Origin of the sequence: Pseudoalteromonas sp. SWXJ133, from assembly GCF_015864365.1 — a bacterium.
Taxonomy (GTDB): domain Bacteria; phylum Pseudomonadota; class Gammaproteobacteria; order Enterobacterales; family Alteromonadaceae; genus Pseudoalteromonas; species Pseudoalteromonas arctica.
Map to the genome: position 1 here is coordinate 58,981 of NZ_JADYXJ010000025.1, position 15,675 is coordinate 74,655.

Below are 15,675 nucleotides of genomic sequence, written 5' to 3' on the forward strand. Positions count from 1 at the left end.
ATTAGGTTGAATTTCGAGCAGGTTATGTACTTTTACCGACTGATTTAACACCTAGCATCGGAACTAACTCATCAGTCAATTGAGCTAAGTATTGCTCTTGATAACCTAATTGTTGAAACTCAGCGATACAAACACGGTAATAAGCATCCCGCTCTTCCTCTGTAGTGCATTTCTCTGATAAATATTCTACACGTTCGTCTTTCATACTATTATCCTAAGTCCTTTAAGAATCTATATTCGACTGCTAATACTAAGCAGTGTAAATTTCGTGCGTATTATACATAAAAAATTTACATAAATACAACATTATGTTTAAAAAACAATCATACTGAAAAGTTATAGCACTGTTAGTTCTAATACTAAAAACTGCCAATAACAATAAGCCAGTGAAGCTGAATTAAATATTAATCAGAACCAATAACTAGATTTAATTTTTGATGTAGTAATTTTTGACTAAAACATGAATTTCAAACAAAAAACGCCGCTATTAAGCGGCGTTTATTAACTTACTTTGTTCTACCCAAAGCTTAGTCAGCTTGTGGACGCATATGCGGGAACAAAATAACGTCTTTAATTGTAGGTGAGTCAGTAAACAACATTACTAAACGGTCAATACCAATACCTTCACCTGCAGTTGGCGGTAAGCCGTACTCAAGTGCGCGTATGTAGTCTTCATCGTAATGCATTGCTTCATCATCGCCTGCGTCTTTCTCTTCAACTTGGCGAGTAAAGCGCTCAGCTTGGTCTTGTGCATCGTTAAGCTCAGAGAAGCCATTTGCAAGTTCACGACCGCCAACAAAAAATTCAAAACGGTCTGTAACAAATGCATTTTCGTCGTTACGGCGTGCAAGTGGAGAAACTTCCCACGGGTAGCCAGTAATAAACGTAGGTTGAATAAGCATGTGCTCTGCTGTTTCTTCAAATATTTCACACAAGAACTTACCTGGGCCCCAAACACAATTTTCAGGAATTTTAACGTGCACTTGTTTAGCGTACGCTTTTAATTCGTCAAAGTGGTTTTCTGGGTCATTAAATACCGCAGCATCAAACTCAGGGTTATATTTTAATATTGCATCGCTCATGCTTAAACGTGTAAACGGTTGCCCAAAGTCGTACTCAACTGAGTCAATTACTTCGCCGTTTTCGTCTTTAGTTGTATTAACTACAACTGCACTACCTAGTACGTTTTCTGCAACCGTACGAAGCATGTCTTCGGTGATGTTCATCAGGTCGATGTAATCAGCGTATGCTTGGTAAAATTCAATCATTGTGAATTCTGGATTGTGACGCGTAGATAACCCTTCGTTACGGAAGTTACGGTTAATTTCGAATACACGGTCAAAACCACCTACCACTAAGCGCTTTAAGTAAAGCTCAGGCGCTATACGTAAGTACATGTCGATATCAAGTGCATTATGGTGAGTTACAAACGGACGCGCAGATGCACCGCCAGGTATAACCTGTAGCATTGGTGTTTCTACTTCCATAAAGTCACGGTCTGCTAAAAAGCGACGAATGCCTTCAACTACTTGTGAACGAATACGGAATGTTTCGCGCGTTGCTTCGTTAGTAATTAAGTCAACGTAACGTTGGCGGTACTTTGTTTCTTGATCTGATAAGCCATGGAATTTTTCTGGTAACGGACGAAGTGACTTAGTTAATAGTTGGTACTCAGTCATTTCTACGTATAAATCGCCTTTACCTGATTTATTTAATGCGCCTTTAACACCAATAATATCGCCAGTGTCTAGTTGACCATATTTTTCTTTAAGATCTTTTTGAACATCTTTAGATGCATACGCTTGTACGCGACCTTTCATGTCTTGAATTACAAAAAACGGTCCACGCTTTGCTAAAATACGGCCAGCGATAGACACAACTTCTTGCATCTCTACTAATTCTTCTTTGCTCTTATCACCAAACTGGGCTTGCAAATCAGCCGTGTAATGCTCACGACGGAATTGGTTTGGATGACCGTTGGCTGGGCAATTTTCGCGTATAGCGTCTAACTTGCCGCGACGCTCAGCGATTAACTTGTTTTCGTCTTGGATTTTATCAGTCATTTTTTAGCTCTTTATTAGCTTGGTGGTTATAGGCCAGATTTAAGGCTGGCTTCAATAAATTTATCTAAGTTACCGTCAAGTACCGATTGGGTATTGCGGTTTTCAACGCCTGTACGTAAATCTTTAATGCGTGCGTCATCAAGTACGTATGAACGAATTTGACTACCCCAACCAATATCAGATTTAGCATCTTCTTGCGTTTGTTTTTCAGCATTTTGCTGTTGTAGTTCAAGCTCAAATAATTTAGCTTTTAACTGCTTCATCGCCTGGGCTTTATTTTTATGCTGCGAACGCTCGTTTTGACACTGCACTACGGTATTTGTTGGTACGTGAGTGATACGAACCGCCGATTCGGTGGTGTTAACGTGCTGACCACCCGCGCCCGATGCACGGTAAACGTCTATACGCAGGTCTGACGGATTCATATCAATTTCAATATTATCGTCAACTTCTGGGTATACAAACGCAGAAGCAAATGAAGTATGACGACGACCACTTGAGTCAAATGGGCTTTTACGTACTAAGCGATGCACACCAGTTTCTGTGCGTAACCAACCGTAAGCGTATTCGCCAACAAAGCGGACAGTTGCGCCTTTAATACCAGCAACATCACCGTCGGTCGCTTCAACTAGCTCAACTTTAAAACCTTTAGCCTCGCCCCAACGTAAATACATACGAAGTAGAATATTACACCAGTCTTGTGCTTCAGTACCGCCAGAACCTGATTGTAAATCAAGGTACGCATCGTTTGAGTCATGAGGACCTGAAAACATACGACGAAACTCTAAACCTTCTAACTGCTCGTTTAGATCAGCAAGCTCGCTTTGCGCTTCGTCAAAGGTATCTTGATCTTCAGCTTCTACAGCAAGCTCAAGTAAGCCTTCAACGTCATCAGTACCGGCTACAAGGTTGTCGATTGTTTCAACAACAGCTTCTAATGCTGATTTTTCACGGCCAAGCGCTTGTGCGCGTTCAGGCTCATTCCACACGGCTGAATCTTCAAGCTCGGCGTTAACTTCTTCTAAGCGTTCTTGTTTAAGAGCGTAGTCAAAGGTACCCCCGAAGCAATTCAGTACGTTCGCGAATTTCCTTGATTTGATTAATCACAGGATTCACTTCAAACATGTACATCACTCCAAAATGGCTAGGTAATTGCGCCCCTTTAAATGGGATTTTCGCAATAAATTATCGTCAAATGATAAAAACGCCCGATTTTAACAAAAAACCGCGCGCTTTATTAGCATTTTATGCATGATATTACATATTTTTTAGTGTACTTTTTCAAGCTCTCTAACTATTAATTGCAGCGTAAATTTACCTCTAAACTCATTTATATCGAGCTGGTACGCTACTTTTACAAACTTCGCCTCAGTATCTGGCCATTCTTTTACATCAATACCAAAAGCAATGGCATCAACTAAACGACCAGATTGGTGCTTTAACACGAGCTTTAAATGCTTTTCGCCTACTATGCGCTGCTGTATTACTTCAAAGGTATGCTCAAACACCGGCTCAGGAAATTGCTGACCCCACGGGCCCGATTGCTTTAATAGCTGGGCAAATTCCATCGTAAAGCAGTCGTTTGGCAGCTCACCGTCGGTAAATACAATACAGCGTTTACTTTCTTCACTCAGTTGCGCGCTAACTGCGGCATCAAACGCTTTTTTAAAGTCGTTAAAGTGTTGCTCGTTAATAATTAAGCCGGCTGCCATGGCATGGCCACCAAATTTATTAATCAAGTGTGGGTCGGCTGTATTAAGCCCTTCGAGTAAATCGCGCATGTGTAGCCCTTCAATAGAGCGGCACGAGCCTTTAATTTCACCGTTTTCGCCACCAGCAAATATAACTGTTGGGCGGTGGTATTTTTCTTTTAAGCGACCAGCCAAAATCCCAATAACACCTTGATGCCAATCGTCTTGAAACAAACAAATAGCATCAGGGATGTTATCGTCGCTAAATGCGAGTCTATCAAGCACGGCTTGCGCTTCGGCTTGCATGCCTTGTTCTATTTCGCGCCTTGCAAAGTTTAAGCTATCGAGCTCGCCCGCTATACTACGCGCTTGGTTTATATCGGTGCTAAGCAAGCACGCTATACCCAAACTCATGTCGTCTAATCGCCCTGCTGCATTTAAACGCGGCGCAAGTGAAAAGCCAAAGTCGCTTGCGCTTAAGCGCGCAGCATTGCGGTTAGCCACTTCAATAAGCGCGGTAATACCAGGGCGTGTTTTACCACTGCGAATACGTGCTAAACCTTGGTGTACTAAGGTACGGTTATTTGCATCAAGTGCCACTACATCGGCAACCGTGCCAAGCGCTACAATGTCGAGCAAGTTAGCTAAATTAGGCGGCGGTTGCTGCTCAAAATAACCTAAATCTCGCATTACGCTTCTCAGCGCTATTAATAAGTAAAAAGCAACGCCAACGCCTGCAATAGATTTAGACGGAAAATCACATTCATGTCTATTTGGATTTACGATTGCATCTGCATTTGGCAGCTGCTCACCTTGTAAGTGGTGATCTGTTACCAGCACTTTTATGCCAACCGCTTTTAAAATATCAATACCGGCAATACACGATATGCCGTTATCTACGGTGATCACTAAATCAGGTTTTATTTGTACTATTTGCTCAGCAAGCGCGGGGCTTAAGCCATATCCTAAGCTAAACCTGTCAGGAATTAAGTAATCTAAATGCTTAAAGCCAAACATCTCAAGGCCTTGCATTAATGTTGCAGTGCTTGTTGCGCCATCGGCATCAAAGTCGCCAACTATTAATATTTGGCTTTGCGCTTTTAATGCTTCAATTAATAAGTCGCTGGCTTTGTCGATGTCTTTAAACAATTTGAAGTCGTGAAGCGTAGCTACGCTGTTATTTAGCTCTTCGGCATTGAATACATTGCGGTTAGCATAAATTTGTTTAATTACAGGGTGTAAATTACTCGGCAGATGCGAGTCGTCAACGTTTTCACGCGCAATGATTAGTTTTTTCATGCAGGGTTTTAACTTATTGAGTCGTATTAAAAAGACAAAAAAAGGCCATTAAGGCCTTTTTAATAATAACTAAGCGTTTAATTACGACGCTTTGTTAGCTTCTAATGCTGCTTTTAGTGCTGCTGCTGGCTGGTAACCAGGGATCATCGTACCATCTTCTAAAATAATAGCGGGTGTGCCGCTAATACCAAAGCTTTGACCTAATTGGTAATGCTCTGCAACCGGTGCGCTACAGCCTGCAACTACTTTAGTGCTTGTGCCCGATTTAGCTTCTGTTAGTGCTTCTTGCTGATCGCGTGCACACCATACGTTCATTAAATCTGCGTAACCTGAACCTTGTAAGCCACCACGTGGAAACGCTAAGTACTTAACGGTAATACCCGCATCAAGTAAATCGTCTAACTCGCGGTGTAATTTACGACAGTAACCACAGCTAATGTCGGTAAATACAGTAATGCTGTGTTTTTCGTTTGGCGCTTTGTACACAATCATCGATTCTTCGTATTCTTTAAGACCTTCAACACGCACGCCATTTAATGCTTGCTCTGTTAGGTTATTACGATTATTTAAATCAATTAACGTACCTTGCATTAAATATTGACCGTCTGGACTTGCGTAAAGCACGCCCTTGTTAGTAATCAATTCTTTTAAACCCGTTACTGGACTTGGGTTAATTTGCTTTACAGTTACACCAAGCTCGGCAAATTTAGTAATAATAGGATCATTAGCATCTGGTGTTACAGCAACGCCATTTGCAAATGCACTAATACTTGTGCACAACATGGCACCTGCTAACATTAATTTTTTCATAACTTCTCTCTATCCTAAAAATACTTAATATATTGACCGGCTTAATGATATTTACTTTCAAACTTACGCACGCGGATGATGCTCTGCATGTACCGACTTTAACCGTTCATTGGCAACATGGGTATAAATTTGCGTCGTTGATAAATCGCTATGGCCCAACATCATTTGTACCACACGTAAATCTGCCCCATGATTTAATAAGTGCGTAGCAAAAGCATGGCGCATAGTATGGGGCGATAATGGAGACTCAACTGCTGCCAAAATAGCATAGTGTTTAATTCTATGCCAAAAGGTTTGTCGCGTCATGCCTACTCCGCGTTTAGATGGGAACACAAAATCGGTGGCATGTTTTATCATTTGCGCACGCCCACCCTTTAAAAATTGCTCAAGCCAATACATGGCTTCTTCACCCAGTGGAACTAAGCGCTCTTTATTACCTTTACCTTTTACAAACACCACTGCTTGGCGCAAATTAATTTGCTCCATGCGCAGTCCAACAAGCTCACTTACACGCAAACCCGTTGCATAAAGTAGCTCTAGCATGGCTTTATCGCGCAGTCCCATCGCTTCTTCGGTATTAGGCGCATTTAATAATGCCTCAACTTCGGCCTCTGAGAGTGTTTTAGGTAACGACTGCCCTGCTTTTGGCTGAGAAATATTTAGCATGGGGGTGTCGCTAATTAGTTTTTCGCGCACAAAGTACTGATAAAAACGCTTTAGCGCACTAATACTGCGTGCCGTACTGCGTGGTTTTAAGCCTAAATCGACTCGGTGCGCTAAGTAACTTTCAACATCAAGCCCTGTTACCGTCATTAAATTTTCGCCCTTTAAAAATAGGCAAAACTTATCTAAATCACTGCGATAAGCACTTAATGTGTTTTCGCTTACGCCTTGTTCTAAGTACAGGCTATCTAAAAAGGTTTCTAGGTAGTCGCTATTACTGCTCATACTGCTGTTATTTTCAAAAGAATCGTCAGATAGCGTTGTCACATTATGCTCTCATGCTTTGCTAAGGTATCAATTAAAAATACCTTACGGTAAACTTGAGCCTATCATATCAGGCAATTACACAGTGATAAATACGATGCAAATTGGTTTATTTTTTGGTTCTACTACGTGCTACACCGAAATGGCAGCAGAAAAGATTCGCGACATTATTGGTGCCGATATAGTTACCCTGCACAATATTAAAGACGAGCCACTAAAAAATGCAGAGCAGTATGACTTTATCATCTTTGGTATTTCAACATGGGATTTTGGTGAAATACAAGAAGACTGGGAGTCAAAGTGGGACGACATAGCCGACGTAAACCTAAATGGTAAAACCATTGCTTTATTTGGCATGGGCGATCAACAAGGTTACGGGCAGTGGTTTCAAGATGCGCTAGGCATGCTACACGACGAAATAAATACGCAAACATTTACTCAACTTGGTTTTTGGCCAAACGACAGTAGTTACGAGTTTGAAGCTTCAAAAGCATTAACGCCTGATGGTAAACAGTTTGTAGGACTCGCGCTCGACGAAGACAGTCAATACGAGCTAAGCGACGACCGCATTGCAACATGGGTTGAACAGGTAATGACTGAATACGGCGAAACGCTTTAATTAATAAGCTAATAAATAAAAAGCAAAAAGCCCGCAACTAGTTTAGTTGCGGGCTTTTGATTAGTAATATGAGTAATTTATTGAAACGTCATCACATTGGTCGTTTGTGGGTAATATCCATCAGCCATAACAATGTACGGTAGTAAATTACTTAACCATTTTTGCTGCACGCTTTCGCTATAGTTTAAGTAAAGCTTACCTTCGTGAATATAAAATGCTTCTGGGTCTATACCTACAGCGTTACCTTCATCAGCCATTGCATAAGCACACCAACCACCGTATTGCGGTGCATAACGTTTTGGGTTTTCTGCAAATGTCGTTTTGTTTTCTTCACTCGAAAAGTGCCAGTTGGCACCTAAATAACTAAACGTGTATTTGTCGCTGCCTTTAACGGCTTTATTTTGCGTAAAATAAGCAACGCTGTCGTACCCTTTAACAGCCGTGTTATTAAACCAACCCGTATTTACAGCATCATCCTTTGCATTTGCCCCACCGCTTATTAACAGTGCGCTAAGCATTATTAAAGCAACTATGTACTTAATCATCTTTTTTCCTTTATTATTACTCAAAATTGAATGCCAATTAAATATAGCTGGCTTAGTGAGTAAGAAAGGCAAAGCGCAAAAATGATTTCAGTTAATACTTAATTATTTAACGCCCAGTGATTAAATAAGTAGTAAAACTTACTCTACTTTTAGCCAATATTGGTTTCGGTAAAAAAAGCCAATGTAGCCGCGTACCTCGAGTTTTTTACCTTCATCTTGCGGGGTTAGTTGTAAAGTGTAGGTTTTACCATTTGTTGGGTCGAGTATTTCACCGTCTCCCCAAACACCATCATCTTGTGCTTTTACACCCGTGATTATAGTCATTCCTAAAATAGGCTGATCTTTTAACTCATCATCGCACTTACTGCATATATCATTTTGTTTTGCAGGGTTAAGAATGGTTTCAACTTTGCCGGTCAATACACCGCTGGTTTGGGTAATACGTACATACGACTTAGCTTGGTTTGTATCCTCGTCAATCGTTTTCCAAAGCCCTATAGGCGTAATAGCAGCAAACACACCTTGGCTTGCAAAAATGGTGGCTGCTAACGTGCTAAGTAATGCTATTTTATTTAATTTTTTCATTGTGCTGCCTTTAAATTAAGGGGCTAATGGCTAAATCATATCAGGTGATTTATAAACACACTATTAAAGCGCTGTACATAAAATAAAAAACCTAAACTAATAATCATTAGTTTAGGTTGTCATATGAGCTTTTTTGCTTACTTTTAAAAACTACGAATTACTACACCTGAATTATTAAACTCAAATTTATTAATTTTTCCGCATTGCGCCATATGATTAGTACTTGTATAAAGTGGATTGTCTTGTGCAATGGCAGTCTCCCATCCTTGGCCATTTTTAATGAATGCTTTTAGTTCAAACCATCCATTAACCGCTTTACTGCAATCCATATCTACATCAAGCATCCAATAGTGTTCGCCCCATATATTTAAAGGTGTCACACCAAAACCATCTGTGTTTACCGTTTTTTCAGCGCCCCAACCTGCTGGCCAAACGTTCGTTGTCCAGTCGGTAGCAGAACCTTCTGCTTCGCTACTTTGCCCATTTTCTATACCATACCAATCAAGGTAGTTATCATTTGCTTTCCAAGGGCTTGTTGTGACATTTTTTAAATTGTTATGACGAATAGGCATTGCACACTCAAAATTACTTGTTTGGCAATTTCGACCAAGGTTTGCATTTGCATAAGCGTGGTCAATTCCACCACGGATAAACATATCTTGTCCGCTTTGTGTTTGTGCATTAATAAAAATAACCGTTCGCTGCCAGTCACTTTCAGTGCTTGAGGCAGAACTGGTATTTAACTTGGCATTTTTATGAATTGCCATCGCATCCCAAGCGCCAATATTAAGATTAATAGTACCGTCGGAATTAACCGTTATAACCTCACCACTACAGCTTTTAGCATCAGCTGACAGTTCGCCTTTTAACACATTACAGTATTGCCCTGGCGCCATATCGGTTTGCACAGTTGCAGTAAGCATTGAGTCTTCTTTGTTAATAGCCATATGACCCGAGCTACCTCGGCCAAATGATATTTGATTATTCGTGTTATCCCACCAGTTTGTTACTGCCCAATTGTCGGCGGTGTTATTTCTAAAATCGACCCCGCCTGCAATATATGACCAACGATGCTCACACTTCCAATTACTAGCAAAACACTCTAAGTTACCATTATTATGTACCGGTACATTTGGCCCACCAGCATCTGTATCACCATGAAAATCATAACTCGACATTACTTTTGGATAACCGTACGGATAAGCCAACATAAATACATTGGCTAAGTCATATAAGCGGCCATCTTCAAAGGTAATAACATTGCCAGCGCCGCCGTGCCCGCGCTGATTGTCGTGATTGTCTACAAAAACCACCGCAGAAGAGCTTGGCATAAAGCCCCACCCTTCGCCAAAATTACTCAGCCATGCAAGCGAGCCGTTTCTAAAAGTGTTACCAAGCTCAGTGCTATATTTAAATTCAGTAACTAAACCTGTGCTTAAATATTCAGAGGCACCAACAGCCTCCCCACCTTGATCGATCACTTCTTGAAAAACCACTGGCGAGCCATTTACTTTGGCCATTAAACTTTGGATATCGCTTGCTGCAACATGTTTAGAAGCATCAAACCGAAAGCCTTTTACGCCAATAGCTTGTAAGTCGTTAATATATGCTGCAATGGTATTTTGCACATAGTTTGAAGCGGTATCTAAATCGGCAAGTCCAACTAGTTCACAGTTTTGTACTCGGTAGCGATCGTTGCCATAATCAGAGTTATTAATGGTACAACTTTCATGAAAATCTTGTGGGCTATAAATAGGAAAGCTTTTATTACCAAAGCTATTTCCGGCTGTGCCTGTGCCACTTCCTGCTGCCATATGGTTAATAAGCGTATCAACGTAAATATCAACCCCAGCTGCACTACAGCGATTTACCATATCGATAAACTGTGCACGGTTTCCGCCACGACTTTGCAGTTCATAACTTACTGGCTGATAACGTGTCCACCATTGGCTTCCTGTAATGTGCTCATTAGGTGGCGAGACCTGTACTGCAGCGTAGCCTTTTGGTCCTAGGTATTGCTCACATTCTTGCGCTACATCTTGCCAATTCCATTCAAACAAATGTACAAATGTGGTGGGCGTAGCAGTCGCAATACTAGGTAAGAGCAACCCTAGGCTTAAACCTGCGGTGGTGATTATTTTATTGAGTTTCATAGTGTGTGATCCAATTGTTGAGCGAGCAAAACAACTACTCGATGTTATTTACAAGTGGTTAACACTAGATTGGTAATTGATTAAATAAAAACTGAATACGTATGCATAATAGGTAAATTATCCTTTATTACTAGATAACCTACATAACTAGGCAGTTTACATTTTCAAATAAAATGCTTTGCATAGGGCTATATAATCAGCAGTGTAGGTATTATCTAAGTTTCTAATACACAGGATTGATGATTCTATATCGCTTTTTACGTAGCTAAATGTCATTAAACTGCGGCTAATATCTTTATTGGGCGTGGCTTTTACTTGGCAATGAGCATTTAAATAAAGCCCATTTTGAGTAGCAAGCTCAATAAATAATGCGCCTTCAACGCTTGGGAGTATTAAGCTAAAGCGGGAACCACTATGGCTTAAATGTTTAAACGCATTAATTAACTCTTCAAAACTTAGGCCGTCGGTATGGCGTGCGGTATTACGCGCAACATTATCGCCTTTTAAACTGTGATTAAAATACGGTGGATTAGAGATAACCACGTCAAATTTAACTTCACTACTAAAGCGTTGAATAGTTTGGTGCGTAATACTTATAGTTGGCCACGGGCTATTAGCTACATTTTGTAATGCTTGGGTATAGGCGCTTTCGTCAATTTCTACCGCAGTTATATCAAGCTCATTACTGCGCTGCTTACACATTAGTGCTAGTAAGCCGGTGCCGGTGCCTATATCAAGTAACGACTTTGCACCGCTTAAATTAGCCCATGCGCCAAGCAAAATGCCATCGGTAGAAACTTTCATTGCACAGTGGTCGTGTTCAACTTTAAATTGTTTAAATACAAAACCAGACATTTTTTCACCTTTTCATTCACCAAGCGCAGCATAGCGCGTATAATCAGGGTAATTGTCCCTTATTTTAGACACTCTATGCAATTTTCTGAATTTGATCTTGATAACAAGCTACTCGATGCCATTAATAAAATGGGCTACGAGACGCCAACCAGCATTCAACAACAAGCTATTCCTGAAGCACTACAGGGGCGCGATATTTTAGCATCTGCGCCTACTGGTACAGGTAAAACAGCGGCATTTTTAATTCCGGCTATTCAGTACTTACTGGATTTCCCACGTCGTGACCCTGGTTTTGCGCGCGTACTCGTTATGACCCCGACTCGTGAGCTGGCTTATCAAATTCATGAACAATGTGAACTGCTAGCTAAACGCACACACCTAAAAATTGGTGTAGTAACAGGCGGTATTAACTACGGCACGCATAAAGAAATTTTTGAAAAAAATAATGATATTTTAATCGCCACACCAGGTCGATTAATGGAATACCTAGAAACCGAAAACTTTCATGCTGAACACGTAGAAATGCTTATTATTGATGAAGCAGATCGCATGTTAGATATGGGTTTCAAAAAAGAAATGAGCCGTATTTGTGACGAAGCTAAAAATCGTCGCCAATGTTTTTTATTCTCAGCAACACTTGAAGGTGACAGCGTAGAAAGGTTTGCTGAAAAAACATTAAGCGACCCAGCTCTATTAGAAGCCGAATCGTCACGTAAAGAAAAAGCTAAAATTCACCAATGGGTACATTTAGCCGACGATTATCATCACAAACTTGAATTATTAGTTAATACGCTAAAAAACCCTGACGTAACTAAAGCGATTGTGTTTGTTAAAACTCGCGAACGCTTAGAAACATTGATTGGCGAACTTACAACTAATGATGTAAAAGCGGCGTGGTTACGCGGCGAAATGCCACAAGACAAACGTATGAAAGCCATGGAAAACTTCCACAGTGGCAAAACAAGCATATTAGTTGCTACCGACGTAGCTGCACGTGGTATTGATGTATCTGACATCAGCCACGTTATTAACTTTGATATGCCGCGTACTGCCGACGTATATGTACACCGTATTGGTCGTACTGGCCGTGCTGGTAAAAAAGGGATAGCAATATCGCTAGTTGAAGCACACGATATTGGTATTTTATATAAAGTAGAGCGCTACGTTGAACAAAAATTAAAACGCCGTGTAATTAGAGGTGTCGAGCCACAGCATAAAGAAGCTAAGCCACCGGCTAAAAAACGTAAAGATCCAGTAAAAATGAAAGCCAAGAAAAAGGCTAAGGTTAAAAAGAAAAAGTAACCTAAAACATTTTTATACTAAGCCGACTTTTGTCGGCTTTTTAATGCAAGCCTTGCAGGCTCTGCTGTTTGTACCTGTTACATATGTAACCCAAGCATGTAACTCATACTCATTTAAATGTAATTTTTGCCCACCTGAATTCCCACTTAATAAAATTCCCTTATATTTCATAGCGTTAATATTGGCACCGAAATTGTAACTACAAAGATAACCTAGCCGATGGAATTTCCATATTGTGGCTGCACTATTCACCGTAATGTAAGGATTAAGTTATGAACCGCTTCAAGTTAACTATCGCTTTAGTATCATTTTGTTGTTTATTTTTATTAGCTTGCGCTACAAAAGTAAGTGCAGCAACCAACATGGCCGTAGTAAGCAGTGTAGCCACTCAACCTAACTTACAACAAGCTATCACCAACACCCTACGAACTAATCCTAACCTAGCGTTAAGTGATATTCGCGTGCAGGTAAAAAATGGTGAAGTAGATTTATACGGTGAAGCACAAACTGGTTTTCAGCGCGCACTGGCTCAAAAGTTTTTAGAAAATATGGATGGGGTTAAAATCATTCGTAACAAAATTAGCGTTATTTAATACGCACCACATAAACTTATTTGTATAACTAATTCATAAGCGCGGCTTGTTACTCCAACACAAGCTGCGCTTTTTTATGTTTATTTTTTGTAGTTATTTCAATTTATCTAGTTGTTGAATAACATCACTTAATTTAAAACTACTTTTTTGTGAATTAAAACTTTCAACAAAAACTTCTTTAAAACTGCTTACCGTAGAATCTTCATTTAGCTCAAAAGGAAAACCCTTAAGTTCCTTTGTTTTTGGGTTAAACTTATAAACAAAATTGTCACCACTTAAACCCGCTGAAAAAACGTAATGATGATTATCAACCCATCCTGCCGCGCCATGAAATAGAGCAATATTTATTTTATCGTTTTGAGTATGTACGCCGACTTTAACTACATTATTTTTATTGAATGCGGCTTTTGTTATCTCTTTACTGGGGATAAACCAAAACCCTTTTGTATTACCCACAAACACAGCTAAATATTCATTATCAGGTGACCAAGTGATAACGTTACTTTCATAACTTTTTCTAGGGCATAAAACATCATCTGAGCTACAAAACTCTCGTAACTTCTCTTTTTCAATATATGCCGCTTTATTTGGTAAGATTAATGTAGAGGTAAGGTTTTTGTTTTTATCGAGAAAAAGTATTTCAGCGGTATTGTTATCTATATTTAATTTATAACTCACATCATATTTAGCATTATATTCGTTACCTACTGAAATAAAGCTAATAACTAGGCTTGAAAATAAAATTATTTTTGTAAACCATTTAATCCTTAACTTCATTTGTTTGTAACCCTAATATCTAAAAAAAATACACCTTGTATAACCAATAATTGCATAATAAATAGATAAAAGGGAAACTTACCTTATAAAAAATACGTTACAAAATCTGCTGGAGAAAATAATTAATGAATAAAGAAAAGTGACTTGAACTAATTAAAAAGCGCATTTTTTACTCTGTAAAAATGCGCTGTTGGTAAGTAACTATTTCCCAATGCTTTTGCCTAATGAGCTTTAACTAAATTACTCACTTTGGTTAGAGTCAGTACCGTCGCTACTGTCTTTATTTGATGACTGCTGGCTTATTTTGTCGCTTATCATGGCATCGAGTTTTTCGCCGCCTTTAATACCAAAATCTAAAGTACGAATTGGGAATGGAATACTAATGTCAGCCTCATCGAGTGCCTGCTTAACGGCAACAACACCTTTGTGGCGTACCGTCATAAAGTCAGGCTCGCCTGGGTATTTAATCCAAAACCACACCAGTAAGTTAATGCTGCTGTCGCCAAAACCTTCAGCGTATACGGCGGTTTCATCTTTGCGTATTACAAAGTCGAATTCATTAATTTTTTCGACTATAACGTCTTTTGCTTTTTCTATATCATCGCCATACGAAATACCAACAGGTACTTCTATGCGCCTAAAGTGGTGTAATTTTTTAGTACATTTCTAAATAATACTTTGTTTGGTACCAGTATTAACTGCCCATAAAAGCTCTCTATTAGCGTGTTACGTAGGTTTATAGAATGTATTGAACCAAACACGTCATCGGTTTCTATTACGTCGCCTGTTTTGAATGGTTTGCGTACACCCATAGCAATACCGGCTATCAAGTTTTCGGTCATATCTTGAAACGCAAAACCAATTGCTAAGCCCACAATACCCGCACCAGCAAGTAGTGAGGTAACGGTGCCTTTTAAGCCAACAAAATCGAGCGCTATAAATAAACCGATACACAAAACAATAACTTTAAATATTGAAGCCATTAAATCGGCAATTTGTTTTGAATCGAGGGATCTGCGTAATACGTTTTTCATCAGCCTGCCAGCAAAGCGTGCCAATATTGAAAACACAATTGCGATCAGTATCGCAACTATAAAATTAGGGATATGACTCATTACAACATCAAACCACCCTCCGAGCTTTTCTTCTATTAGTTTTTCGGCTTCGTCAATTGACGGAATGCTGATCATTTTATTTGCACCTATTTAATTAGTGTTCTCATTAATATTAGATGAGATTGCAAATATAACGCCAACATCAAAAAAGCCATGCAATGCATAACACCACTCGTTTAAGAACGAGTGGTGTTTTTTCGTTTATACCTAACTGGATATTTTTGTGTCTTTGCGAGCACCGTTCGCGGATAAGCTTTTCGCTTTCTTTTCTCCGGTAATAT

General features: G+C 39.7%; 14 protein-coding genes and 1 pseudogene. 3 read left to right on the forward strand and 12 right to left on the reverse strand.

Annotated features, from left to right (window positions below; translation table 11 throughout):
- Positions 1-22: 22 nt before the first annotated feature.
- From I6F40_RS16305 to xerD, 6 genes are all read right to left on the reverse strand, one after another.
- A complete protein-coding gene (locus tag I6F40_RS16305) occupies positions 23-205 on the reverse strand; it encodes a hypothetical protein (RefSeq protein WP_166376497.1) in 183 nt (60 codons plus the stop codon).
- Positions 206-527: 322 nt separating this feature from the next.
- Entirely contained in the window at positions 528-2,063 is a 1,536-nt protein-coding gene (gene lysS / locus I6F40_RS16310) for a lysine--tRNA ligase (protein WP_166376496.1), read from the reverse strand.
- Positions 2,064-2,089: 26 nt separating this feature from the next.
- Positions 2,090-3,188 (reverse strand): peptide chain release factor 2 gene (gene prfB, locus I6F40_RS16315; RefSeq protein WP_138950671.1). Its coding sequence is split into 2 segments (ribosomal slippage): positions 2,090-3,112 and positions 3,114-3,188, totalling 1,098 coding nucleotides; the frame shifts between segments, so codons are not numbered across the junction.
- A 143-nt stretch (positions 3,189-3,331) separates the two neighbouring features.
- Positions 3,332-5,053, reverse strand: a complete 1,722-nt coding sequence (gene recJ / locus I6F40_RS16320; protein ID WP_197193208.1) for a single-stranded-DNA-specific exonuclease RecJ — start codon at positions 5,051-5,053, stop codon at positions 3,332-3,334.
- A gap of 81 nt (positions 5,054-5,134) precedes the next feature.
- Positions 5,135-5,863 carry a bifunctional protein-disulfide isomerase/oxidoreductase DsbC gene (gene dsbC, locus I6F40_RS16325; RefSeq protein ID WP_007583768.1) on the reverse strand — a complete coding sequence of 243 codons (729 nt, stop codon included), beginning with the start codon at positions 5,861-5,863 and terminating at the stop codon, positions 5,135-5,137.
- Positions 5,864-5,926: 63 nt separating this feature from the next.
- On the reverse strand, positions 5,927-6,853 hold the full coding sequence (xerD, locus tag I6F40_RS16330; protein ID WP_024590718.1) for a site-specific tyrosine recombinase XerD: 927 nt from the start codon (positions 6,851-6,853) through the stop codon (positions 5,927-5,929).
- A 94-nt stretch (positions 6,854-6,947) separates the two neighbouring features.
- Between xerD and fldB the strand changes: the two genes are divergently transcribed.
- On the forward strand, positions 6,948-7,469 hold the full coding sequence (fldB, locus tag I6F40_RS16335; protein ID WP_007583764.1) for a flavodoxin FldB: 522 nt from the start codon (positions 6,948-6,950) through the stop codon (positions 7,467-7,469).
- A gap of 77 nt (positions 7,470-7,546) precedes the next feature.
- On the opposite strand, the gene I6F40_RS16340 is transcribed toward fldB, so the two are convergent.
- The 4 genes from I6F40_RS16340 to I6F40_RS16355 form a co-directional block, all read right to left on the reverse strand.
- On the reverse strand, positions 7,547-8,014 hold the full coding sequence (locus I6F40_RS16340; protein ID WP_166376495.1) for a YHS domain-containing (seleno)protein: 468 nt from the start codon (positions 8,012-8,014) through the stop codon (positions 7,547-7,549).
- Between the two features lie 138 nt (positions 8,015-8,152).
- Positions 8,153-8,599, reverse strand: coding sequence for a DUF2147 domain-containing protein (locus I6F40_RS16345; protein ID WP_166376494.1), 447 nt, complete (start codon positions 8,597-8,599; stop codon positions 8,153-8,155).
- 143 nt (positions 8,600-8,742) lie between these two features.
- Complete coding sequence (locus I6F40_RS16350) at positions 8,743-10,752, reverse strand: alpha-amylase (protein ID WP_166376493.1); 2,010 nt, start codon at positions 10,750-10,752, stop codon at positions 8,743-8,745.
- Positions 10,753-10,908: 156 nt separating this feature from the next.
- Positions 10,909-11,607 (reverse strand): tRNA1(Val) (adenine(37)-N6)-methyltransferase, encoded by a 699-nt coding sequence (locus tag I6F40_RS16355; RefSeq protein ID WP_166376492.1) that lies wholly within the window; start codon positions 11,605-11,607, stop codon positions 10,909-10,911.
- A gap of 75 nt (positions 11,608-11,682) precedes the next feature.
- Between I6F40_RS16355 and srmB the strand changes: the two genes are divergently transcribed.
- Positions 11,683-12,909, forward strand: coding sequence for an ATP-dependent RNA helicase SrmB (srmB, locus tag I6F40_RS16360; RefSeq protein WP_166376491.1), 1,227 nt, complete (start codon positions 11,683-11,685; stop codon positions 12,907-12,909).
- Positions 12,910-13,181: 272 nt separating this feature from the next.
- Positions 13,182-13,502, forward strand: coding sequence for a BON domain-containing protein (locus tag I6F40_RS16365; protein WP_010553266.1), 321 nt, complete (start codon positions 13,182-13,184; stop codon positions 13,500-13,502).
- A gap of 93 nt (positions 13,503-13,595) precedes the next feature.
- Here I6F40_RS16365 and I6F40_RS16370 read toward each other — a convergent pair whose 3' ends face one another.
- Both I6F40_RS16370 and I6F40_RS16375 read right to left on the reverse strand, forming a co-directional pair.
- Entirely contained in the window at positions 13,596-14,279 is a 684-nt protein-coding gene (locus tag I6F40_RS16370) for a hypothetical protein (protein WP_166376490.1), read from the reverse strand.
- Positions 14,280-14,519: 240 nt separating this feature from the next.
- A pseudogene (locus I6F40_RS16375) lies at positions 14,520-15,469 on the reverse strand (mechanosensitive ion channel family protein).
- Between the last annotated feature and the right edge of the window lie 206 nt (positions 15,470-15,675).

Excerpts from the sequence above, each read along its gene's own strand:
- I6F40_RS16305 (WP_166376497.1), bottom strand. The coding sequence starts at position 205 with ATGAAAGACGAACGTGTAGAATATTTATCAGAGAAATGCACTACAGAG.
- lysS (WP_166376496.1), bottom strand. The coding sequence starts at position 2,063 with ATGACTGATAAAATCCAAGACGAAAACAAGTTAATCGCTGAGCGTCGC.
- recJ (WP_197193208.1), bottom strand. The coding sequence starts at position 5,053 with ATGAAAAAACTAATCATTGCGCGTGAAAACGTTGACGACTCGCATCTG.
- dsbC (WP_007583768.1), bottom strand. The coding sequence starts at position 5,863 with ATGAAAAAATTAATGTTAGCAGGTGCCATGTTGTGCACAAGTATTAGT.
- fldB (WP_007583764.1), top strand. The coding sequence starts at position 6,948 with ATGCAAATTGGTTTATTTTTTGGTTCTACTACGTGCTACACCGAAATG.
- I6F40_RS16340 (WP_166376495.1), bottom strand. The coding sequence starts at position 8,014 with ATGATTAAGTACATAGTTGCTTTAATAATGCTTAGCGCACTGTTAATA.
- I6F40_RS16345 (WP_166376494.1), bottom strand. The coding sequence starts at position 8,599 with ATGAAAAAATTAAATAAAATAGCATTACTTAGCACGTTAGCAGCCACC.
- I6F40_RS16350 (WP_166376493.1), bottom strand. The coding sequence starts at position 10,752 with ATGAAACTCAATAAAATAATCACCACCGCAGGTTTAAGCCTAGGGTTG.
- I6F40_RS16355 (WP_166376492.1), bottom strand. The coding sequence starts at position 11,607 with ATGTCTGGTTTTGTATTTAAACAATTTAAAGTTGAACACGACCACTGT.
- srmB (WP_166376491.1), top strand. The coding sequence starts at position 11,683 with ATGCAATTTTCTGAATTTGATCTTGATAACAAGCTACTCGATGCCATT.
- I6F40_RS16365 (WP_010553266.1), top strand. The coding sequence starts at position 13,182 with ATGAACCGCTTCAAGTTAACTATCGCTTTAGTATCATTTTGTTGTTTA.
- I6F40_RS16370 (WP_166376490.1), bottom strand. The coding sequence starts at position 14,279 with ATGAAGTTAAGGATTAAATGGTTTACAAAAATAATTTTATTTTCAAGC.